Below are 23419 nucleotides of genomic sequence, written 5' to 3' on the forward strand. Positions count from 1 at the left end.
GGTTTTCTCCCCCTTATTCGGATGCATGTTCTTGATCTTCGACTGTGAACAGACTGCCATTTCCAAGGCCGGATTCTTTCCCTGGCAACACAAGGTTCAAGATGACTCCGACCAGTGCTGCCAGTGCCATGCTGTTGATTTCCAAGTCGAGCTCGGCAATCTGAAAGCGTAGGAAGGCTCCGCCGATTCCGATGACCAAGATGATCGAGCTGATGATCAGGTTGCGTTTATCTCCCAAATCCAGCTGGCTGTCGATCATCGTACGCAGTCCGCTGGCAGCGATGATACCGAACAGCATGATGCTCACGCCGCCCATGACCGCTGATGGCACCGAGCTGATCAAGGCCGTGATAAGGCCAGTGAAGCCGAACAGAATGGCAAGTATCGCTGTACCGCCGATGACGAAGACGCTGAATACTCTTGTGATTGCCAGTACCCCGATATTTTCGCCGTAAGTTGTGTTCGGCGGTCCGCCAAGCAAGGAAGCGATCATCGTTGCCACTCCATCACCTGCAAGTGATGTGTGCAAACCAGGTTTGACGAGCATGTTTTGATCGACAATCTTGGAAAGTGCCAGCTGATGCCCGATATGTTCGGATACCGTTACGACTGCGATTGGCACCATTGTGAAGAAAAGCTGCCAACTGAAGACATCTGCTACATTGTAGTCGACAAACGGTATGGTGAAGTTCGGTACCGTGAAAATTCCGCTGAAGAAAGCGCCGATGGAATCTGCTGTCACGATCTGGTTCCATGCAGCTTGAACGCCGCTTGTGTCGACGATACCTTGTGTAAGGGCGAAGACATATCCTCCGATGATGCCGATCAAGACTGGAATCAATCCAAGGAATCCTTTCAGGAAGATGGATGCTGCGACGGTGATTGCCAATGTTACTAGTGCAATCATGAAGTATTTAGTGCTGTATTCCCCTGTATCTGGTGCATTCATTGCCATATCGACTGCGGTTGGAGCAAGTGCCAGACCGATGACGATGATGACCGGTCCGACGACGATGGGCGGAAGCAGTTTGATGATGCTTTTCATTCCGCCAAGGCGAATGGCGATGGCTACGATTCCGTAAGCAAGGCCTGCGAAGAAGCTGCCGACCATCGCTCCGCCGATGCCGGCACTTTCAATGGATTGCGTTATCGGATAAATGAAAGCAAAGCTCGAACCTAGATAAGCCGGTACACTTCCTCTTGTGATCAAGATGAATGCCAGTGTGCCGACACCGCTGGATACAAGTGCTACTGCCGGGTCCAGACCGGTCAATGCCGGTACAAGGATCGTCGCGCCAAACATGGCGAATAAATGTTGTAAGCTGAATATGATCCATTGATTCCATTTTGGTATGTCATGAATGTTAAGTGCTGGTTTCATTTGATTCTCTCCTCTTTTGTCCTATAAAAAAAGCCTCTTCGCGATTTTGGTCGCAAAGAGGCATACGTCTGCCACTTGTCGTGACGACGTTGCTTGCGACCTTGTAAGCCTCTCTGGACTTCCATTAAAGGTCCTTATTCATTTTCGTAAATATCTACGCTCTCGTAATCATCTGTCTCTTGTAATTCCACGACGATGACTTCCGATTGCGAAGTCGGGATGTTTTTCCCGATATAATCAGCCCTTATCGGTAATTCCCGATGGCCTCGGTCAATCAAAACCGCTAACTGGATCTGCGCTGGACGTCCCGCGTCCATGATCGCATCCATTGCTGCTCTGACTGTTCTTCCTGTGTATAATACATCATCGATCAAGATGACTGTTTTATTCGTCAAATCCGTTCCGAGTTTCACAGGCTGAACCATTGGCTCTTGGTTCTCTGAAGCATGTGCCAAATCATCTCGGTATAATGTGATATCCACTTCTTCCAGCGGAACGGTCACTTGTTCGATTCCCTCGATTTTTTGCTGCAGACGCTTGGCGATGGGAACACCTCTTGTTTGGATTCCGACTAGCACCAAATCTTCCGGGCCTTTATTTCTCTCCAATATTTCATGGGCAATCCTTGTGAGGGCACGATTGATTGCAGCCTGATCCAGTAAGGTTGCTTTTTTGTTCATTTCTTTCCCACCTTTTCTTGAAGCTATGAAAAAAACCCCTTATCGCCGTGGGGCAATAAGGGGCATGGATACTACACGTATCCCGTTCATCTCCGCTTCCTTATCAGCCTCTCTGGACTGTCTTAAAGGTTCTTATTCAACTTCATTCAGTATCGCATGTCAGTGATTGGCTGTCAAGCGTTGAATTTAAGCTTGTCCAATTCTTCCTGGAACACTTCCGGAACAGGTGCTTCAAAATGCATCCGTTCACCAGTTATCGGGTGATTGAATCCAAGCACAGCAGCATGCAATGCCTGGCCGCCGATATCGAGCGTGCGGCGCGGACCGTATTTCGGATCACCTGCAAGCGGATAGCCGATATACTGCATATGCACACGAATCTGATGTGTTCTGCCTGTTTCCAGCTTACACTCTATATAAGTGAAATCCTCAAAACGTTCCAGTACTTCAAAATGCGTCACAGCGCGCTTACCATTTTCCACGACAGCCATTTTTTGACGATCATTTTTATCACGGCCGATCGGTGCTTCGATCGTGCCGAATTCATGATCGATGACACCATGGACGATGGCTCGATATTTACGTTCGATATCATGGTCCTTCAGCATATCAGTCAATTTCTGATGCGCTTTGTCATGTTTAGCAACGACAAGCAGGCCGCTTGTATCTTTATCGATACGGTGCACGATGCCAGGGCGCATTGTCCCATTGATGCCAGATAGATCCTTCAAATGATAAAGCAGTGCATGCACCATCGTACCGGACTGATGTCCATTGGAAGGATGCACGACCATACCGCGAGGCTTGTTCACGACTGCGATATCATCATCTTCATAAATGATTTCAAGCGGGATATCTTCTGCTTCGAGCGTCATTTCCTCTGGTTCCGGAATCGACCATTGCACAAGGTCCCCTTCATGCACACTATACTTATTTTTTACTTTTTCGCCGTTCACCGTAACCAGATCATCCTTGATCCAGCCCTGTGCCTGGCTCCGGGAAACATCCTCCTGGATATCGGATAAGAGTTTATCGATGCGCAAGCCCGCTTCTTCGGCTGCGACTTTATGTTCCAACTGACTCATGCTTTCTTTCTTCCTTTCTTTCGCTCATCCAGCAGCATTGCAATGATGATGAGAATGACACCTACGACGAGACAGGAATCCGCCACGTTGAAGATCGGGTAATGATAGTCACCGAATCGTGTATCGACGAAATCGACGACTTCTTTGCGAAACAGGCGATCGATGAAATTGCCGATGGCTCCGCCAAGTACAAGCGAGAGACCGGCACCCATCAATTTGCTTTCTTTGCTATATTTCACAATATAGTAGCTGACTATGACAATAACAATCGCAGTTACAAGATAGAAGAACCAAAAATGACCTTCCAAAATCCCCCACGCTGCCCCCCGGTTACGATGCGAAGACAGGTACAGGAAATTATCGATGATCGATATGGACTCTCCTTCCGTCATATTCTTCACTACTAGCAATTTTGTTAGTTGATCGATGATGATCAAAATAATCGCAATCACAAAATACATGGACTCCATTTCCTCCGTTCCATACAATCTATCTTGCATTTTACCACAGATGCAAGGAAAAAGATTGTCCAGATAAAAAGAAAGCTCCGCCTAAAAGCGAAGCTTTCTCTCCTTATGCGTGATAATGTGCTTCCACGATGCTTGCACAGCGTGAGCATAGCTCAGGGTGTTTTTCATCCTGACCAACTGTGTCGGAAGCAACCCAGCAGCGTTCGCAGCGATCTGCCGGATGTTTCTCGACAGATACAGCCACATGCTCATAATCAGCTGCATTATCAGCTGCATCCACTACATTCGCTTCAGATACGATGAGTAATTGATGCAAGTTGCTGATGCTTTGAAGCAGCTGTTTTGTTGCATCGTCTTTTGCAACGATCGTAAGCTTGGATTCAAGTGATTTACCGATGACTTTCTCACTGCGGGCGATTTCCAATGCTTTGAGTACATCATCGCGCACTTTCATGAAATGATCCCATTTCGTCAAAAGCTCATCATGATCTGCGATTTCAAGAGCTTCAGGGAAGTCAGTCAGCTGGATGCTTTCTGCTTTATCCCCAGGAACGTAGCTCCAAGCTTCCTCTGTTGTATGAGCAAGGATCGGTGCCAGCATTTGCAGTAGTGCTTTTACGATTTCGTAATAAGCAGTCTGGATGCTTCGGCGTGCAGGGTGATCAGCAGATTCGATATACAGGATATCTTTACCGAAATCAAGATAGAACGCACTAAGCTCGACAGAACAGAAGCTTAAGATTGCAGAATATACATCTGCGAATTCGTAATTGTCATAGCTTTGTCGTACACGCTTCGTCAAATCGGAAAGTTTCGCCAGCATATAACGATCTACTTCCACCATGTCAGCATGCGCTACGCTGTCCTTCGCAGGGTCGAAATCATGCAAGTTGGCAAGCAGGAAGCGGAATGTGTTCCGGATTTTACGATAGCCTTCGGATGTTTGCTTGATGATCTCATCAGAGATACGCACATCGGATTGGTAATCAACAGAAGCAACCCAAAGGCGAAGGATATCCGCACCGTACTGCTTCATGATTTTCGAAGGTACCACGATGTTCCCAAGTGATTTACTCATTTTCTTACCTTTACCATCCAATGCGAATCCATGGCTTAGGACTGCTTTGTATGGCGCTTTGCCTGTCACAGCAACTGCAGTTGTCAAGGAAGAGTTGAACCAGCCGCGATACTGGTCGGAACCTTCCAAGTAAAGGTCAGCCGGTCGCTGCAACTCCGGACGATTCACCAACACACCTTGGTGGGAAGAACCAGAATCGAACCATACGTCCATGATATCTGTTTCTTTCGTGAAGATGCCGTTCGGGCTGTGCTCGGAAGTGAATCCTTCCGGCAGCAAATCTTTTGCTTCTCTTTCGAACCAGATGTTGGAACCGTGCTCCAGGAATAGATCGGAAACATGCTGGATCGTTTCTTCCGTGATGATCGGTTCGCCATTTTCGCCGTAGAATACCGGAATCGGAACACCCCACGCACGCTGACGGGAAATACACCAGTCCTCGCGATCACGGAACATGTTATAAAGACGTGTTTCGCCCCATTTCGGGAACCATTCCACTTCTTTGATCTGTTCGATGATTTGCTCACGGAATGCTTTGATACTAGCGAACCATTGCGCTGTCGCACGATAGATGACTGGTTTCTTCGTACGCCAGTCATGCGGATAAGAGTGCGTGAAGAATTCTAGCTTCATCAAAGCGCCCTTTTCTTCCAATAGTTCTGTGATATCTTTATTTGCCTTATCATAGAACACACCTTCAAATCCAGGTGCTTCACTTGTGAATACACCTTTGTCATCCAATGGGCTGATGATCGGCAATTTATATTTCTGGCTGGCGAAGAAGTCTTCCTCCCCGTGTCCAGGTGCTGTGTGTACACAGCCTGTACCGCTGTCGGTCGTTACGTGTTCACCAAGGATGATCAAGGAATCGCGGTCATAGAATGGATGCTGTGTTGTCACATACTCCGCTTCTTTACCTTTGAATGACTTGAGTACCTCAGGACTGCTCCATTCAAGCGTTTCTGTCACACTGCCAAGCAAATCTTCTGCCACGACATATTTGTCATCGCCAACTTTAGCAACCACATACGTCACTTCCGGATGAAGCGAGATGGCAACATTGGCAGGCAATGTCCAAGGAGTTGTCGTCCAGATGATGAATTTCTCATCGCCTTCGAACAGGTTTTTACCGTCTTTCACTTGGAAAGCTACATAAATGGATGCAGAGCGTTTATCCTGGTACTCGATTTCCGCTTCTGCCAAAGCAGACTCAGAAGATGGAGACCAGTAAACCGGCTTCATGCCTTTGTAGATGTAGCCGCGTTCAGCCATCTCACCGAATACTTTGATTTGTGCTGCTTCATAATCTTTAGTCAGTGTGATATATGGATTATCCCAATCCCCGCGAACACCGAGCTGTTTGAACTGCGTGCGCTGGTTATCGATTTGCTGCATGGCATACTCAGCACATAGGCGGCGGAATTCCGCCACTGTCATTTTTTTGCGGTCGACTTTTTTCTTCGTAAGCGCCTGCTCGATCGGCAGACCGTGTGTATCCCAGCCTGGTACATATGGTGCATGGAAGCCGGACATGGACTTGTAGCGAACGATAAAGTCCTTCAAGACTTTGTTCAGTGCATGCCCCATGTGCAAGTCACCATTTGCGTATGGAGGTCCATCATGTAAGACGAAAAGCGGGCGCCCTTCCGTTCTTTCCTGTACTTTTTGGTACATGTTTCGTTCTTCCCAATCCTGCTGCATTTTTGGTTCTTTGTTCGGCAGGTTGCCGCGCATCGGGAATGCCGTTTCCGGCATCAGCAGTGTTTCTTTATAATCCATTGTTCTTCCTCCTTTATCATGACCGAGTTCCAGGTAAATAAAAAGAGCCCCTCATCATCCCAAAAGGGACGAGAGAGACTCGCGGTACCACCCTTATAGACAGACTAGTATCATCCATCCACTCGAATTCGTAACGTGAATGAGACGTCCATTTCTACTGCTTTCGGTTCGAATGGAAACTAGCGGGTGATATTCGGAAGAAATACCGCACCAGGCTCCCACCTTCCCTGGCTCGCTTGTAAGCGGTATGGACTTCCTACTGTCCCGATCAAAGTCTTTATTATCTTGGTCATGTGTTTGCTTATAATAGTAAAATTATATGTAAATTTGTGAAAAACGTCAAGCCGTGTTTATTCCGCTGTTTCTTCCTCTGGCTCATATGCTACTTCTGTAGCGAATAAACCATCCCAATCATCCGTTTCAATCATTTCAAGCTGCGCTTCGACAAGCATCTTCAAACGCGTTCGGAAGACTTTGGCCTGCTTTTTCAGGTCTTCCACTTCCAAAGCGATTTGACGGGACTTAGTCAAGGACTCATTGATGATACGGTCTGCATTCTTCTCTGCTTCCTTGATGATCAGCTTGGACTCTTTCATTGCATTGCCTTTCACTTCTTCGGCAGTCTCCTGCGCAACCAGGATCGACTTGTTCAATGTCGTTTCGATGTTATTGAAATGACCTAGCCGTTCTTCGAGCTGCTGCACGCGCTCTTCCAGATCCTTTTTCTCCCGGATGATGATCTCATAATCTTTTATCACCCTGTCGAGGAAGTCATTTACATCATCTTCATCATAACCGCGGAATCCGCGGGCAAACTCTTTATTGTGGATATCCAAAGGTGTTAATGGCACAACGGCCACCTCCTGTTAAATAATTGCTGTTATTCGACAAAGATAGCATAAATCAGACGTTACTGCTACTTTAATTTTTCCAATGTGATTCGCTGCTTGTCCTTCTTCGTAGTACCTTTCACTTCTGCAAGCTTGCCGCGTCCCTTGCCGCGCAGTGACAGAAGATCTCCTTCGGCCAGCTGGAAGCTGACATCCTCGACCGTCTTGAAATTCACTTTGACAAGCCCTTTTTGGATATGCTCTGCTGCCTGCTGACGTGACATACGGTAAAGCTCCTTGATGATCGCGTCCAGCCTGAGAGAGGAGACAGTCGTCTCGCTTGTGATCCATTCCACCTCTTCCGGCTTGAATCGATCATGATCGACTGTTTGCCAAGACACCTTGGCTCTTTTGACTTCAACCAAATTCGCACGTATGTAAGTTGCAATGTCCGCTGTGGTGAAAAGCTGTATCACTCCTTCTCCCACACTGATATCGCCCAGTTTCTTGCGATCGATACCAAGGGAAAGAAACGACCCCATCACATCACGGTGTTCCAGCGTGACAAACTTATCCGGATAAGCCGCTTCGAGCAGCTCGATACTGAAATCCGCAGGCGTTATCTCATCATATTGCGGAGCAATGATAGCGCGTTTTCTTTCCGCTTTCTCCGCCCCGCCGGAAAATGCCCACTGCAGCTCAGTTTGACCGCCTAACAATTGCCGGAAAATGAGCTGCTCCCGCGGATCCAGGAAGTCGGTCACCCGAGGCTGATACTGACGTTCCACTTGTTCCATCCAGGAGAGGATCTGGTCGATGAAAGGACGTTCTTCTTCCCGGTAATGCTGATATATACTCACGCTCTCCTATACCCCTTAGTCATTAGAAAATCATATAGTAAATGCTTATAACTCCGCTTTCCGCCAGGCGCAAAACAATGAACCCAACGATCGGGGACAAATCGATCATGCCAAGCGGCGGAATGAACCGTCGGAACACTTCCAAATACGGTTCACAGATTCGTCCCAAAAATTCACCGAATACCGACTGCCTGGCCCCTGGGAACCAAGACAATAAGATATAAACAATCAGTGCGATGGAATAAATCCGAAATGCTAACATTATTATGCCTAAAAGCATCTGCTTCTACCACCTCTTATTATAATCATCCTGCTCTTCTATCATATCGGATATCGAACCGGTAAGCTCGATATTATCCGGTGCACATAGAAACGTCTGACTGCCTAGTTTTTGGATATCCCCGTTGACAGCATAGACTGTGCCGCTGAGAAAATCGACGATCCGCTTTGCCTGATGATGGTCGACGCGCTGCAAATTCAGGACGACTGCCCTCCTATTGACAACATGATCGGCAATTTCCTGTGCCTCATTGTACGTCCGCGGCTCACAAAGTATAACTTTGGAAGAAGCTTGTACACTTTTCAAGCTGACAACATTCTGGTTTGGATTTTGAGTGCGTCCGCCCTGACCGTATGGCTCGATTTCTTCTTGTTCAGCAGGCTGTTCTTCGACATATTCATATTCATCATCATCCACAGTAAAGAAATTCTTCATCTTGTTTTTAAAACTCATTTTCTTCACCTCACTTTTTAATATGGACCTACAAGGGCAGAACCGACCCGGATATGGGTAGCTCCTTCTTCTATTGCGATTTTATAATCATTACTCATTCCCATGGATAACAAAGTGCAAGGTGCATGCGCCATATGTGCTGCTGCCGCTTCATCACGCAGCTGTCTCAACCCGCTGAAAACACTGCGCAGTACATCTTCGTCTTCCGTATTGGGTGCCATCGTCATCAAGCCGACAACCTCAATTGCAGGGTATGCCGCGAGCTCCCGAATGAAGGCAATCGTCTCATCTGGTGACACGCCTGATTTCGATTCTTCCCCGCTTACATTGACCTGCACGAAACATTTGATTTTCTTAGAAGATCGTTTTTGGATTTCCTTCGCAAGCGATAGTCTGTCAAGTGCATGCAGATAATCCACGCTCTCGATGATATCTTTCACTTTCCTGGTCTGCAGGCTGCCGATGAAGTGCCAAACCGCTTTTTCTCCGATTGCTGCCTGCTTCTTTAGAAAGCCTTCGATACGATTTTCGCCTAAATCGACAATACCAGCATCTACAGCTTCTTTTGTTCGTTCAATTGTAACATATTTCGTAACGGCTAGGAGTGTTATATCCTCAGAATCACGGCCGGATTTCGCCGCTGCCGAACGGATATCATCCCTGATATGCTTTAAATTCTCTTGTACTGTATTCATCCCTGCGCCTCTTTCATTCCGATGAAACCTAGCATCCTGCCGGTTTTTCCTTGATCTTCCCTGTGGGAGAAGAATGCTTCATGATCGTATGTACAATAAGCTGCTGTCCGTATATTCCCTTCCCGGATGCCTGCTTGCAGCAAATACAGACGATTCAATGCCTGCAAATCAAGTTGATGGCGATCCTGTGCGCTTGGTGACAACACCTTCTCACGGAATTGTCCGGGTATCTGCTGCACGATGCGATCATCCACTTCATATCTGTTTTTGGAAATACAAGGGCCAACCATGGCCTGCAAACTATCTCTGCCCGCTCCATGTGCACATAAGGACTCCACCATCTTGCCTGCCATATCGGCAACGGTTCCGCGCCATCCTGCGTGCGCCATCCCGATCCAGCCACTAGCTGCATCATAGAAATAAAGCGGCACGCAGTCGGCGAAGAAAGCTGCCAGCAGCATGCCCTTTTCATTTGTGATCAGACCATCGACGCTTGGGATGCTGTCAGTCAGGGACTTACTGCCACGACCAGCTTCGCACTTGGTGACAACTGCTATTTCCGTACCGTGCACTTGCTCTCCCAATGTCCATCTATCCAGCGGGAACTGAATGTCCTCTGCCAAAAGCTCGCGATTCTTGATGACATCTTCAGGTTCATCGCCGACATGAAGTCCCATATTCAGGCTATCAAAAGGTGCTTTGCTCACACCGTTGTATTTTGTTGTGATTCCGCTGATGATATCATCAGGAGATGACCAGCCGTCAAGCTCCATGTACAGATCCTGCAATCTGGAAACTGCTTCTTTCATATGGTACCCACTCCTCTGATTGCTTTTATAGTACCATATTTCCACCTGATTCTGTACAAGATTACTTGCTGGCTTTTTCAGTTTCGAATGCTTGTTCCGGGCTTTTGATCAATATGACATCCGTCCCGATCGTAACGATCTGATTCCATGGAACGACCAGTTCTTCTTCCTTGCCGAACAGCCCCATCATTTTCCCCTTCAGCGTCACGACAATCGCCGCGATATGTCCATTATGTGCATTGATTTCCAAATCGGATACATTGCCTACCTTTTTCCCGTTTTCCATCAAAATGATGTCTTTCATTTGCAATTCGGTAAGTGTCACGCTCACCCAGCCCCTTTGCTGCTTTTCTTTAGTCTATGCGGCCAAGCTGCCCAATTAGCATTCAAAATAAAAAAAGACACCCAAGAGAGGTGTCCTTCATTCAAACATTTGCTTGTTCATCTCTTCTATCGCTGCTTTTTCCAGCCGTGATACTTGTGCCTGCGAAATACCGATTTCATCGGCGACTTCCATCTGCGTCTTTCCTTGGAAAAACCGCTTATTCAATATCATCTTTTCCCGTTCATTAAGCCGATGCATACCTTCTTTGAGCGATAGATTATCAAGCCAGGCAACATCATTCTCAGACTCGCTGCGGAGCTGATCCAAAACGAAAATCGGATCACCGCCATCGTTGTAAATAGGCTCGAATAATGATACTGGATCCTGGATGGCATCCATGGCAAATGTTATATCCGACGGCTTGACGCCTAGTTCGGCAGCAATCTCTGCTGTGGTCGGATCTTTCGAAGTCTTTGCAATCAGCTGTTCTCTTACTTGCAAAGCTTTATATGCGGTATCACGCAATGAGCGGGATACACGAATGGGATTATTATCCCGGAGGTAGCGGCGGATTTCCCCGATGATCATCGGCACAGCATATGTAGAGAAACGCACATTATGCTTCAAATCGAAATTATCAATGGATTTCATCAGTCCGATACAGCCTACTTGAAAAAGATCGTCGACATATTCCCCTCGATTATTGAAGCGCTGGATAACACTTAACACAAGACGGAGATTGCCATTGACGAGTTCTTCCCGGGCTGAAATGTCGTTCTCTTGCTGCATGCGGATGAATAGCTTTTTCATTTCCTCGTTTTTGAGTACTGGTAATTTCGAAGTATCTACTCCACATATTTCAACTTTCTGTCTCGACATATTCCTTGACCTCCCGATTGAAGATGCGATGCAAGCACAGTATCTCCCCTCGGGATTTTTTTTATGCACAAACAAAAAGCGCCTGACACCGTCCGAGCATGGACAGTGTCAAGCGCCAGTAAGGCTTAAATCATTTTATTAAATTCTTTTTGGAGCCTGCGGATGATTTTCTTTTCCAGCCGCGAAATATAGGATTGGGAAATGCCAAGCATATCAGCTACATCCTTTTGGGTCTTCTCTTCCTGCCCGACCAATCCAAAGCGCAGTTCCATGATTTGCTTCTCTCTGTCATTGAGCTGCTCCAGGGCTTTTTTCAGTAAGTTTTTGTCTACATTTTTTTCGATATCCTTGGTGATGATATCATCATCTGTCCCAAGAACATCGGATAACAATAGTTCATTGCCATCCCAATCGATATTGAGCGGTTCATCGAAGGAAATCTCTGATTTCAATTTGCTGTTCCTGCGCAGATACATGAGAATCTCATTTTCGATACAGCGGGAAGCATATGTCGCAAGTTTGATTTTCTTCTCCGGGTTGAACGTATTCACAGCCTTGATCAATCCGATTGTTCCGATACTGATCAAGTCTTCGATGTTGATCCCCGTGTTTTCGAATTTCCTAGCTATATATACTACTAGACGTAAATTCCTTTCGATAAGCATGGCCCTCGCGGATTTGTCACCTGTGGGCAAGAGCTGCAGCAATTTGAATTCTTCTTCTTTCGATAACGGAGGCGGTAATGCTTCACTGCCGCCAATATAATAGACTTCCTTGCGCTTTATCTTTAACTTGATAAGGATCTTATACCACCAAATCTTCAGCTTCCATGCTTTCTTAATCATGTTTTTCTCCTCTCTTGTTATCCCGCTTGTGTGCTGGCATCATGGACAAGTGACGGGTGAAGCAGACAGTGATAACGATGATCTGCAGTCAGGTTGCCGAATTGGATGCCAATCCAGACCCGATCGGTTTTTATCGTTGCTTGATCCAATTCAATTAAAATGCTGTCAGGCTTCAAAACTAGCATCAAAGCTCCTTCTCCGTTAACTCCTTGATACGGGACTACGGAGAATTCATAATTCCAGTCCTCTGGCAGCATCTCCAAATCCAACTCCTTATTGGCTTTATCAAGAAGCTGCCATTCTTCTTCATTGAACCAGTTTCCCAAGAAAGATTGATCACAGATTATGACCGGTTTCTTCGTGAGTGGATCGGATAGATGATTCCCGCTGTCGATGAAGCCGTCTGTTTTATGTGACATGCCATTGATGCTCACTTGGACGGTATGCAGCTGATCATAGCGGAACTGCTCAAATCGCTGCTTGTCCATTCTGTTTTTCGTAAAATACAATGCTACCGGAAACATGATGGCTACAAAAAGCCAGCTGACGTGATCTCCATATCCTGTACTGACAGTCAAAAAGCTGGCGGACGTGAATGCTGCTTGAGTTTGTAGCATATAATGGATGGCGAACAAGCTGCCTCCCACAGCGAATGTGACAAAATAGAAAAGCAGCAGCAATTTAATAAAGCGCGTAACAGAACGGAATCCAAAAGCAATCCAGATAATCAGCATGGAAAAGAGCAATTTACCTGCCGGATGGGCTAGATAGCTTTCTGGAAAAAAGACGGTTATCGGAACAATGGCAGATGCAACCAGCGCACCCGTGAAAATCCGAAGCTTTGTTACTTGCATCTTTGCTATCGCTTGCACACCCAAAAGCAAAAGCCCGTCCAAAAATAGATTGAGTGTCCAAACCGCATCCAGATAGATCGTCACGTCAGCTCTTCCTTTCACCTTTGATAGATGAAGTTAGTATAACGGAGCACCGATTCAAATGCTGTCAGTTTATGCCTGCTATCAAGCACTTTTTTTATGTATTTTCCGCCTAATTTGTCTAACAATTTTGGGCATAAAAAAAAGGATGGCATCATAGGATACCATCCTTTCTTGATTATTTTCTGCGGTTGCGGTTGCGAAGGAATGTCGGGATATCCAATGTATCCTCTTCCTGCTTACGCTGTGGCTGCTGCTGAGACGGTGCCTCACGGCGAAGTTCTTCCCGCTCTCTTCTTCTTTCGGATGTTGCCGGCTGCTGTGATTCACGCGTTTCCTTCTCTGCCGGACGTGCTTTCGGACGGGGTGCATTCATCGCTTGCTGAATTTGGGCCTCATCGAAACCTGTCGCAATGACAGTGACAACAATTTCATCTTTCAAATCTTCATTGATGACGGAACCGAAGATCACGTTCACTTCCTGATCAGCTGCGCTCGTTACGATATCAGCTGCTTCCTGCACTTCATACAGGCTTAAGTTCATACCACCAGAGATATTCATCAAGACGCCATGTGCGCCATCGATGGAAGTCTCCAGCAATGGAGAACTGATCGCTTTCTTCGCAGCTTCCGTGGCACGGTTTTCACCCGTTGCGATACCGATACCCATAAGCGCGGACCCTTTATCGGCCATGATTGTCTTGACGTCAGCAAAGTCGACGTTGATCAAACCAGGAACGGCGATCAATTCAGAAATGCCTTGTACACCTTGGCGGAGAACATTGTCCGCTTCACGGAATGCTTCAAGCATCGGTGTATTTTTATCGACGATCTCCAGCAATCGGTCATTCGGAATGACGATCAGTGTGTCAACACTGCCTTTTAATGCTTCTGTACCAGCAAGTGCCTGTGTCTGACGTTTGCGTCCTTCAAAGGAGAATGGACGAGTCACGATACCGACTGTCAGTGCACCAAGCTCTTTGGCTATCTGGGCGATGACCGGGGCAGCACCTGTTCCGGTACCGCCTCCCATACCAGCTGTAACGAATACCATATCAGCACCTTGCAGGGCTTCCTGGATCTGTTCTTTGCTTTCCTCAGCTGCTTTGCGGCCCACTTCTGGATTGGCACCAGCACCAAGACCGCGAGTCAATTTTGCACCGATCTGCATTTTGACATCCGCTTTTGAAAGATTCAATGCTTGTGAATCAGTATTCACCGCGATGAATTCCACGCCCTGGACGCCATGTTCGATCATACGGTTGACAGCGTTGCTTCCGCCGCCGCCGACGCCGATGACTTTTATCGTAGCTAATGTTTCCATATTTGTGTCAAACTCTAACATTCTAACGTCCTCCTATTTACAAACCGTCCACCTTTAGATGACGTGTCTGTCTTAATCGAAAAAGTACTTGAACAGGTTGGCGATACCTGATTCTTTCTTTTTTTCTTCGCCTTTTTTCTTATCTGATTTAGTAGTTTTAGCAGGTTTGGCCGGTCTTCTTTCCGGCTCGTCGAAATCTCCATCCGATACTGCTGTGAAGATTTCCTTCCCTTGTATTCTCGCATTCCGATAGGCAAATTGCAAGATTCCAACGGCACTGGTGAACTGCGGTTCCCTTACGCCAAGATAATCCGGGATTGCAAGTCTCACATTCGCTTGGAAACAATCCTGAGCAAGCTCGAGCATTCCAGGCATCATGGATGTTCCACCAGTGAGGACGTAGCCGCCGGGAAGTTCCGGGAAGCCCATGCGCTTGATTTCACTGTCTGCATACGCAAAGATTTCTTCAACGCGCGCTTCTGCGATATCCGCGACATCAAGCTGGGAGAAAGTCTGTTTCTTGTTGCTGCCGATGATCGATGCCTCGAATGTTTCTTCTTCTCTCGCATCATCATAAAAGGCATGTCCATATCCAAGCTTGATCACTTCAGCTTCTTCCGAAGAAGTCTTCATGCCGATGGATATGTCCTTGGTGATGTTGTCACCGCCGAGCGGTACGACACTTGTAGCCATCAGCTCGCCATTGCCAAACACGGAAACAGTGGTATTGCCACCACCGATGTCAATCAAGCCAACTCCAAGATTCCTCTCATCTTCAGAAAGGGCGACAGCCCCCGCAGCAAGTGGCTGCAGACATATATCCATTACTTCTAAGTTGGCTCTCTCGACGCATTTCAATAGATTATGTAAGACTGTCCGGGAACAAGTGATGATGGTCCCTTCCATTTCCAAGCGCACACCGATCATGCCGCGCGGATCATTGATACCATCCAGGCCATCCACGATGAATTGCTTCGGAATGACATCGACAATCTCCCTTTCAGGCGGGATGGACACTACTTGTGCCGCATCGATCACACGCGCAACGTCTTCGTCGTCTATTTCCTTGGTTTCACTCGAAACAGCAACCACACCATGACAGGACTGAAGCTGCACTTGATTTCCATTCACTCCGACGACTACACGTTCGATTTGCATGCCGACCATTCGCTCGGCTTGCTCGACAGCACTCCGTATCGATTGGACTGTCTGATCAATATCGACGATGGCGCCTTTTTTCAAACCATTTGATTTTGCCGTACCGACACCGATTATATTAAGGGAGTCTGGAAAAACTTCCCCGATAATCACTTTAATTTTTGATGTTCCTACATCTAAGCTGACTAAAATTTCACTGTTGTTCACGTAAGGCACCTCCTAATCCTAGAGACATGTCGCCCAGCATTTTTTTGCATTTTCATATTTAATTTAAGTATTCGTCTACAGACACGCATAATTATAACAAATTCCATTAGGAAATTTGACGAAAAAGCAGTATTTTAACAGAAATTAGCGCAATATACACTTATTTGATTCGACTATACCGCATATAGCCAGTTTATTCTACATAAACCGACAAAAATACACTGAATTTCTGTTCATCGGCCCTACTCCGTCTTCTCATCTTCCTTTTTCTTCTGGGATGGTTCGAAATAAGTACCCACACCCATATGAAGCACACCATCGACTTCTGGATCGAGCTGAGCCGCGATGCTTGGATAAGCCTCCATATTGGTAGCGAATGTACGGATCGTTCCTTGCACTTCCCTGCCATCGTTCATGAATAATTGAATGAGAAATTGATTGTCTTCTGTCGGCTTGTAATGGATCTCGGATATGAGCCCGGTTATGGACGCGGGCAGCTGATCCAGCTCCTCGGCCATTTCATCGAGATATTTATCGTCTGAAAAACCATAGAGCATTGGAGCATCGGATTTTGGCTTATCCCATCTTTTTTCCGATATGCTTCCGTTTGCCAAAAGCGCCCGGAAACTTCCATCCAGCTGCAGGTAACCTACTCTGCCAAGCTCCGTCACATTGATTGTGACAGTGGCAGGGAATCCCCGGCTGATCGACACTTTTTCAACTTCTTCATTGCCCTTTATCCGTTTGATGATATCATCTTTATCAATGCGCCACATATTATCCGACGTCGTCAATCCGCTGCTTTGAATGATAGTTTCCTCCGGAAGGAAGTCATTCCCTTCCACTTCCAGGCGGTTGATGTTGCTCAGCGGCGATTGCAAGTAAACGATGATCGAGATCAAGACGAAAAAGATAGACAAGTAGAATATCAGACGTCTGTTTGCCTTCTTCTTCCTCGCTTGTTTTAATTTCGGAATACGGTCCTCAATAGAAACGATTTTCTTTTTTTCGCTCATTTCCTCTTCTTCCTATGCTGTACAGTTGATAACTGCTTGTATTGTAATTATAAAATTATAACACATTCATAATATGGAAGGAGTCAGCAACCAGCAAATTGTAAATAATTTACCGTGTAAAAAGGTCTTCCTACCTAATTACATAAGAAGCAGTCAATCTCCTTCTTCCATGACCAAGAAATGAAAACTTCCATTGATGATTCTTTTCGCAGGATCTGCTTCGGTTAAGCTTGTTTTCTATCTTCTCCCCTATTCTACCATGACATTCGTTTTTACGTGCTCTGTTTTGGCGGTCTGTCTATGTTTTTTCTGGTAGTAAAAATTACCACTGTTGCTTCTTGATTATGTATTTTCATTCCACAAAACCCATTCCAGATGGTGAACTGGATGGGAATACAGAAAAAAAACCTCTTATCGAGAGGTTTCTGTCCACAAGTCTTCTGAAATACCAATAAGCTGCTTTGACAGGATTTCACGAGCAAGATTGTTGGAAGGCCCCATTACTATACCCGCTCTGCTATCACGGTAAAACCTTTCCAGTTTCCCAATTTTATAACCATAGCCACCTGTGATGTCCATGGCTAGTTGAGCAATCTCATTCACAGTGTCTGAAGCATATATTTTAAATGACAGCAAGTCTTGCTGAGTGGTCGAACGGAGTCTGTCTGGTCCGTTTTGCAGCTGATGATCAATATCGTCACGCAGCTGATTCAGCCAAGCAACCAGACTTTTATGGAGAATCACGGCTTTGGCAAGCAGGCTTCGGATGACTTGATAGTCACCAAGGCTTTTCCCCACATCATGATGGTGATTCCGCTTTGCATAGTCGGTGACTGTATCGATGATACCGCCGGCAAGCCCTGTCCAGACAGATCCGAGACCAAGCAAATAAGCGATACTTGTCTCCACTATCTCCCGGCCATCACCTTCACTCCCTAACAGATTTTCTTTTGATACCTGCACATTACACAGAGTGAGTGATGAACTATGGTTTCCCCTTACACCTAGTGCATCCCAGCTTCCAAAACGAAGACCCGGATCTGTTCCTTCTACGATAAAATAACTCAAATCATCCGTTCTGTCGGCATGTGGCGAACCAGTTTGGATGATGTAGAAATCGGCAAATCCGCTGCTGGTCGTAAAAGATTTTTCCAGATTCAATTCATAACCGTCCGCTGTACGTGTTGCTCGGCTTGTATTGATCCAGTATCTTCCTCCCGACGTCCTTTCGCTTGTGGATGTTGTGCCGAATTTACCCCCTTGTACAGGTTTCAGCCATTTATCATGCTGTGCTTTTGTTCCAAATCGGCGAATAACATCAGTTGCTTCCACATGCATGGTATACACTAGGCCTGTGGAAGGACAATGTGCTGCAATTTTTTCTGCCACAATTGAAAATGCTTTGTAACCTGCATGCAGCCCACCTAAATGCTCAGGCAATAAAATACCGTTCAAACCTTTTGCTGCCAGCGCTTGCAGATTGGCTTCCGGAAAAACTTTTTCCCGGTCAAGCCGATCTGCTGATGGCGCAATGGTTTGGCTGACAGCTTCATCGATCAGTGAAGTGATGGTGTCTAGTTTTGTCATAGATTCATTCAACATGATGTCTCACCACTTGCTTTTCGCTCAGTTGAACCGTTTTTCCGATTTGTCGGCCTGGATGATGATCTGGCAGTCTGTCTCCCCCGCTCAGATTCCCGCGCAATGTAGTTCCCTCATAATTGCACCGGATTCTGCCGCGCTGCTTTAGAATCGGCACCACATGATCAGCAAGATCTTTAAATGTTCCTGGCGTCACGGCGTATGCTATGTTGAATCCATCCACTCCAGTCTGTTCCACCCAATCTTCCATGGCATCGGCTACTTGTTCCGGCGTTCCGGCCACTACGGGACCAATTCCGCCGATACCTACAAATTCAGCCACTTCACGGACCGTCCATTTTTTATTCGGATCTACTCTAGTGAACGTCTCAATCGCTGAATGAATTGCTTCATTTTCAACAAAACGAAGTTCTTCATCGGGGTCGTATTCAGAGAAGTCAATTCCAGTCCAGCCGCCTAAAAGCACCAGACCACCTTCATAGCTTGCATGAGAGCGGTATTCAGCCAATTTTTCCTGTGCCGCTTCCTCTGTTTCAGCTACAATCGGCGTAAAAAGACTCATCACCTTTATCTCATCAGGATCACGACCTTGTTTTTTCGTCTCCTCCCGCAGTTTTGTTACATAGCTTTTTGTCACAGCTACCGTCGGTGTACTGATGAAGACACACTCTGCATGCTTGGCAGCGAATGCTCTGCCTCTTGACGATGATCCCGCTTGGAAAAGGACCGGCGTACGCTGCGGGGATGGTTCGGAAAGATGTGCCCCTGGAACGCTGAAATACGTTCCTTCATGATGGATATCATGTACCTTTTCTGGATCCGTGTATATTTTTTGTTCCGTATCACGAATCACCGCATCATCTTCCCAACTGCCTTCCCAAAGTTTATAGCATACTTCCAAATATTCCTCGGCGATACTATAGCGCTCATCATGCTTGATTTGCGTATCCAAGCCGAGATTTTTTGCTGCACTCTCTAAATAGGAGGTGACGATATTCCAGCCGACACGGCCTTTCGTCAAATGATCCAGTGTCGATACGCGACGCGCAAAGCTGTAAGGATGCTCATACGTGACAGAGGCTGTGACGCCGAAACCAAGGTGCTTGGTGACTTGAGCCATTGCCGGCACGACAAGAAGCGGATCATTCACCGGTACCTGGGCAGCCTGCCGGACTGCTCCTTCCCTCGAATCCTGATACACATCATATGTCCCGAGTACGTCGGCTAAAAATAATGCATCAAACTGTCCGCGCTCCAATATTTGAGCTAATTCAGTCCAGTACTCCAAATCTTTATAACGATGTGCCTGATCGTCAGGATGCGTCCATAACCCTGGTGATTGGTGCCCAACACAATTCATATCAAATGCATTCAAGTAAATCCGTTTGTTTGTCATGCGGAATTCCCCCTTTGATTATTTGACAGCGAGCTTTTTGGTCACATGCACTTGCGCTGCCGAGGCAGGAGCAAGAAATGGCGTAAGCAGGAAACTGATAGTATAGAGAATGGCAAACCCCCAAACCACTCCAATGATTCCGGCATAGTTGTTCAGCACACCAGCAAGCACCGGTCCCAGGAACTGACTTGCTCCTGCGCCCAGATTGAGCACTGAGATTGCCGCGCCGCGATTATTAGGGGCAAGTGTCGGCAATATGGCTGACAGCGGAACAAAAGCAGCAATAGCTGCACCGAAGAGAATACTATTCAAGAGGAGCAGTGGGATGTTGGCTCCGAATGCTATCGGTATGTAGTAGTACAGCAAAGAACAGCCTGCCGCACCGACACAGCCAAACCAGCGCACTACTTTGACCCAGCCGATCTTATCGCCCAACATGCCAAAGAGCACTCCAGCGGCCATATTGCTGACTGACTGCACGGCCCAAAGCTGCAGCCACTGACTTGTTGAGATATCCAATAAACTTGTAAAAAAGCCCGGCATCACAATCACAAATCCATACCATCCTGCTGTGTTTATCGTCCGAAGCAGGCCGCCAGCAGCAACGCGTGGGTTTTCCCATAGAATCGTGATACCTTTTAGCGCTTCGGCCCACTTGTTACCTGTATTCTGTTCTTGGATCCTGATTCCGTGGCGATCTTTGTCATCCACTAACGCAACACCAAGAATCCCTCCTGCTATTATCCAAATCAGTGAGCTCCAAAGCGTTGCCATCTCGCCGATGAATGGTAGCAGGATACTTGGGTAATACGAGCCAAGAAAACCGATACCGCCTGCAAACATGAAGAAGAACCACCCCATTGCCGTTGCAAGCTTCTGTTTTTCCGTGCGATAAGCAATCCAGACAATAAAAGCGAAAGCAAAAAGCGGGTATCCAAAGCCACGCAGGCCGTACATGAGCACCATCATGGAGAAACTCTCCAGATAAAGACCCAGATAAAGAAATCCAATTTCAAAAATGACCCATGTCAGCAGCCCGATCAGCATCGTCTTACGAGGTCCGATAACTTCCCCGAGCACCCCCGCAAGCCAGGAAGCAACTGTCAGTACGATACCGTAAGCACTGAACATGATGGCTGATTGATTGGCAGTGAATCCTATATCGACAACGTATTTAGATAGAAAAGCCTGTTCAATGCCATCTCCAGTCATAAATAATAAGATTGCCAGTAACCCACCAATGACCTGAATCGGGATGCCGAACAACGTTCTTTTTGCTTTCATCGCTTTCATCACTTTCCTCCCTCACTCCACTGCACTGGCTGCATGAATTCGTCGTATCGACTCGATAAGCTGGTTTGTCTGCTTATGGATTCTTCTGACCATATCTTCATCCGTGAACGGCTGTTCGGTATTTCCCTTATTGATTTGATGATCACATAAATATACGCCTTGCAAGGGCTCTCCTTTCAGATTGGCAATCAGCGGCTTCAATGCATAATCGAGTGCAAGCAAATGCGCTGGGCTTCCGCCCGTCATGATCGGCAGCACCGGGGTATTCCTGAACGCATGCTGCGGCAGTAAATCGAGTAAAGCTTTCAATACACCGGTATAAGCTGCTTTGTATACAGGAGAAGCAACGATCAATCCTTTGGCCTCGTTGATTGACTGAGCAGCTGCCGCAATTTCTGGACTATCGAATCTCGCATAAAGCAAATCCTCCGGAGCAAAATCGGTGACACTGATTTCCTTCACCGTAAAGCCTTGCTTTGCAGCCAATTTTCCAGCGTAGTCAGCTGTCAGCTGCGATCTTGATCGTTTGGATGGACTTCCCGATAAAATGATGATGTCTGCCAATTTGTCATTTCCCCTTTACAATGTAGTAGAGTGACGAAACAAAAAAACTCTCTTTTCCGAAGAAAAGAGAGCTTGATTACATTGCCCGCACTCTTATCTTCCAAGATTTTAATCTTGCTGGATTTAGCACCTTTCTGACAATGTCAGAGGTTGCTGAAGCTTCATCGGGCCAGTCCCTCGGCTTCTCTTGATAAGAACTGTATGAAATTGTTTATAATATAACGTGCATCACCCGGATAAGTCAATGCGAATTGTACGAAAATTTAAAATATAGTACTTTATTCATACCTGTTTACTCGGAATGATATTCCTCAAAGTCTACTATATCTGCTCACGTTCAGCAAAATACCCACCGAGCTGAGCGTAAGCGTCAATGACGAACCACCATAGCTCAAAAAAGGCAGCGTGATGCCAGTTACCGGAATCAAACCTATCACGACACTGATATTTATCATGCATTGAATGGCAATCATGCCCGTGATACCCAATGCCAGCAGACTGCTGAAACCATCCGGCGCCCGCAGTGCTACTTGGATGCCCCGCCATAAAAAGAGCAGGAAAAGCAGCATCACGCCCGCACCGCCAATGAAGCCTAGTTCCTCTGCCAATATGGCAAAGATGAAGTCTGTCTGCGGCTCCGGTAAATAGAAAAATTTCTGCAGACTGTTTCCAAGACCAAGGCCCATCAGCCCTCCAGGACCGATTGCGTACAAGGACTGAATGATTTGAAATCCTTCCCCCAACGGATCTTCCCACGGATCGAGGAAGGCAGTGATGCGCTGAATACGGTATGGTGCCGACAAAATCAATGCCGCAAAGGCAGCAATACCTAAAACGCCAAGCCCGACAAAGTGGGCAATCCTTGCACCACTTACAAGGATCATCACCATACAAGTCAGCACAAGCACCACACCTGTACCAAGATCCGGCTGGAGCATGATCATACCGAACGCGGTAAAGACGAGTAAGAGTGATGGCAGGAAGCCTTCCTTCAAGGAAGTTATATATTTTTGCTTTGCCGATAAATACACCGCCAAATAAACGATCAAGCCAAGCTTCGTAAATTCGGAAGGCTGAATGCTGAATGCCCCTACACCGATCCAACTCCGGGCACCTCCGCGCACCAAACCGACTCCGGGTATCAGGACAGCGATGAGCAATATGAAGCAAATCAGAAGAATGACCTTCGCGTATTTCCTCCATATTTCGTAATGCAGTCTGGATATGACCAGCATGCTCACCAACCCCACCCCGGCGAACAGAAGCTGTCTTTTGGCAAAAAAGAAGCTATCATCAAATTTATATTCCGCCCATACGGCAGAAGCGCTGTACACCATGATGACACCGATCGTAAGCAAGCTCCCGATGGAAAATAGCAACAGCCAGTCCGTTTTTGGAATGTTAGATTTACGCAAAGAAAAACCCCATTTCCTTGACTTGGAATTGGGGGTCCGCATGCAGCGAAGCGGCTGAGC

Annotated in this window: 23 protein-coding genes, 1 riboswitch and 1 other annotated feature; all 23 genes read right to left on the minus strand. The window is 46.7% G+C overall.

Annotation, left to right across the window (positions count from 1 at the left end):
* Nucleotides 1-13: 13 nt before the first annotated feature.
* The 23 genes from SFC66_RS10300 to spoVE all read right to left on the minus strand — a co-directional run bounded on the left by SFC66_RS10300 (nucleotide 14) and on the right by spoVE (nucleotide 23401).
* Nucleotides 14-1381: a solute carrier family 23 protein gene (locus SFC66_RS10300; protein ID WP_411218593.1), complete on the minus strand. Its 1368-nt coding sequence runs from the start codon at nucleotides 1379-1381 to the stop codon at nucleotides 14-16.
* A gap of 134 nt (nucleotides 1382-1515) precedes the next feature.
* Complete coding sequence (pyrR, locus tag SFC66_RS10305; RefSeq protein WP_411218594.1) at nucleotides 1516-2061, minus strand: bifunctional pyr operon transcriptional regulator/uracil phosphoribosyltransferase PyrR; 546 nt, start codon at nucleotides 2059-2061, stop codon at nucleotides 1516-1518.
* Between the two features lie 173 nt (nucleotides 2062-2234).
* Entirely contained in the window at nucleotides 2235-3146 is a 912-nt protein-coding gene (locus SFC66_RS10310; RefSeq protein ID WP_411218595.1) for an RluA family pseudouridine synthase, read from the minus strand.
* Nucleotides 3143-3607, minus strand: a complete 465-nt coding sequence (lspA, locus tag SFC66_RS10315) for a signal peptidase II (RefSeq protein WP_411218596.1) — start codon at nucleotides 3605-3607, stop codon at nucleotides 3143-3145. Before lspA ends, SFC66_RS10310 begins: the two co-directional genes overlap by 4 nt.
* 112 nt (nucleotides 3608-3719) lie before the next feature.
* Nucleotides 3720-6473, minus strand: a complete 2754-nt coding sequence (gene ileS, locus SFC66_RS10320; RefSeq protein WP_411218597.1) for an isoleucine--tRNA ligase — start codon at nucleotides 6471-6473, stop codon at nucleotides 3720-3722.
* Nucleotides 6474-6534: 61 nt separating this feature from the next.
* Nucleotides 6535-6754: a binding site (T-box leader), on the minus strand.
* A 69-nt stretch (nucleotides 6755-6823) separates the two neighbouring features.
* Nucleotides 6824-7324, minus strand: coding sequence for a DivIVA domain-containing protein (locus SFC66_RS10325; protein WP_411218598.1), 501 nt, complete (start codon nucleotides 7322-7324; stop codon nucleotides 6824-6826).
* Between the two features lie 65 nt (nucleotides 7325-7389).
* Complete coding sequence (locus tag SFC66_RS10330) at nucleotides 7390-8163, minus strand: YlmH family RNA-binding protein (RefSeq protein ID WP_411218599.1); 774 nt, start codon at nucleotides 8161-8163, stop codon at nucleotides 7390-7392.
* 22 nt (nucleotides 8164-8185) lie between these two features.
* A complete protein-coding gene (locus SFC66_RS10335) occupies nucleotides 8186-8443 on the minus strand; it encodes a YggT family protein (protein ID WP_411218600.1) in 258 nt (85 codons plus the stop codon).
* 6 nt (nucleotides 8444-8449) lie between these two features.
* Nucleotides 8450-8896, minus strand: coding sequence for a cell division protein SepF (locus SFC66_RS10340; protein ID WP_411218601.1), 447 nt, complete (start codon nucleotides 8894-8896; stop codon nucleotides 8450-8452).
* Nucleotides 8897-8913: 17 nt separating this feature from the next.
* Nucleotides 8914-9591 carry a YggS family pyridoxal phosphate-dependent enzyme gene (locus SFC66_RS10345; RefSeq protein ID WP_411218602.1) on the minus strand — a complete coding sequence of 226 codons (678 nt, stop codon included), beginning with the start codon at nucleotides 9589-9591 and terminating at the stop codon, nucleotides 8914-8916.
* The gene (gene pgeF / locus SFC66_RS10350) at nucleotides 9588-10400 is read right to left on the minus strand and encodes a peptidoglycan editing factor PgeF (protein WP_411218603.1); all 813 of its coding nucleotides are present in this window, start codon (nucleotides 10398-10400) and stop codon (nucleotides 9588-9590) included. The genes SFC66_RS10345 and pgeF overlap by 4 nt, the downstream gene beginning before the upstream one ends.
* 61 nt (nucleotides 10401-10461) lie before the next feature.
* Nucleotides 10462-10725 carry a YlmC/YmxH family sporulation protein gene (locus SFC66_RS10355; protein WP_411218604.1) on the minus strand — a complete coding sequence of 88 codons (264 nt, stop codon included), beginning with the start codon at nucleotides 10723-10725 and terminating at the stop codon, nucleotides 10462-10464.
* Nucleotides 10726-10821: 96 nt separating this feature from the next.
* Nucleotides 10822-11604: an RNA polymerase sporulation sigma factor SigG gene (gene sigG / locus SFC66_RS10360; protein ID WP_411218605.1), complete on the minus strand. Its 783-nt coding sequence runs from the start codon at nucleotides 11602-11604 to the stop codon at nucleotides 10822-10824.
* A 125-nt stretch (nucleotides 11605-11729) separates the two neighbouring features.
* Complete coding sequence (gene sigE, locus SFC66_RS10365) at nucleotides 11730-12449, minus strand: RNA polymerase sporulation sigma factor SigE (RefSeq protein WP_411218606.1); 720 nt, start codon at nucleotides 12447-12449, stop codon at nucleotides 11730-11732.
* Nucleotides 12450-12466: 17 nt separating this feature from the next.
* Nucleotides 12467-13387 (minus strand): sigma-E processing peptidase SpoIIGA, encoded by a 921-nt coding sequence (gene spoIIGA / locus SFC66_RS10370; RefSeq protein WP_411218607.1) that lies wholly within the window; start codon nucleotides 13385-13387, stop codon nucleotides 12467-12469.
* 175 nt (nucleotides 13388-13562) lie between these two features.
* Nucleotides 13563-14729, minus strand: coding sequence for a cell division protein FtsZ (gene ftsZ / locus SFC66_RS10375; RefSeq protein WP_411218608.1), 1167 nt, complete (start codon nucleotides 14727-14729; stop codon nucleotides 13563-13565).
* 51 nt (nucleotides 14730-14780) lie between these two features.
* Nucleotides 14781-16073, minus strand: coding sequence for a cell division protein FtsA (ftsA, locus tag SFC66_RS10380; RefSeq protein WP_411218609.1), 1293 nt, complete (start codon nucleotides 16071-16073; stop codon nucleotides 14781-14783).
* Between the two features lie 242 nt (nucleotides 16074-16315).
* Nucleotides 16316-17089: a cell division protein FtsQ/DivIB gene (locus SFC66_RS10385; protein ID WP_411218610.1), complete on the minus strand. Its 774-nt coding sequence runs from the start codon at nucleotides 17087-17089 to the stop codon at nucleotides 16316-16318.
* A 411-nt stretch (nucleotides 17090-17500) separates the two neighbouring features.
* Complete coding sequence (locus SFC66_RS10390; protein WP_411218611.1) at nucleotides 17501-18691, minus strand: acyl-CoA dehydrogenase family protein; 1191 nt, start codon at nucleotides 18689-18691, stop codon at nucleotides 17501-17503.
* Nucleotides 18681-20087: an LLM class flavin-dependent oxidoreductase gene (locus SFC66_RS10395; RefSeq protein ID WP_411218612.1), complete on the minus strand. Its 1407-nt coding sequence runs from the start codon at nucleotides 20085-20087 to the stop codon at nucleotides 18681-18683. The genes SFC66_RS10390 and SFC66_RS10395 overlap by 11 nt, the downstream gene beginning before the upstream one ends.
* A gap of 18 nt (nucleotides 20088-20105) precedes the next feature.
* Nucleotides 20106-21380, minus strand: coding sequence for an MFS transporter (locus SFC66_RS10400; protein ID WP_411218613.1), 1275 nt, complete (start codon nucleotides 21378-21380; stop codon nucleotides 20106-20108).
* Nucleotides 21381-21392: 12 nt separating this feature from the next.
* Complete coding sequence (gene ssuE, locus SFC66_RS10405; RefSeq protein WP_411218614.1) at nucleotides 21393-21944, minus strand: NADPH-dependent FMN reductase; 552 nt, start codon at nucleotides 21942-21944, stop codon at nucleotides 21393-21395.
* Nucleotides 21945-22034: 90 nt separating this feature from the next.
* Nucleotides 22035-22141: riboswitch (SAM riboswitch) on the minus strand.
* 114 nt (nucleotides 22142-22255) lie between these two features.
* Complete coding sequence (spoVE, locus tag SFC66_RS10410) at nucleotides 22256-23401, minus strand: stage V sporulation protein E (protein WP_411218615.1); 1146 nt, start codon at nucleotides 23399-23401, stop codon at nucleotides 22256-22258.
* Nucleotides 23402-23419: the final 18 nt, after the last annotated feature.

The sequence above is a fragment of the Terribacillus saccharophilus genome, from assembly GCF_046592895.1.
Taxonomy (GTDB): Bacteria; Bacillota; Bacilli; order Bacillales; family Amphibacillaceae; genus Terribacillus; species Terribacillus saccharophilus_D.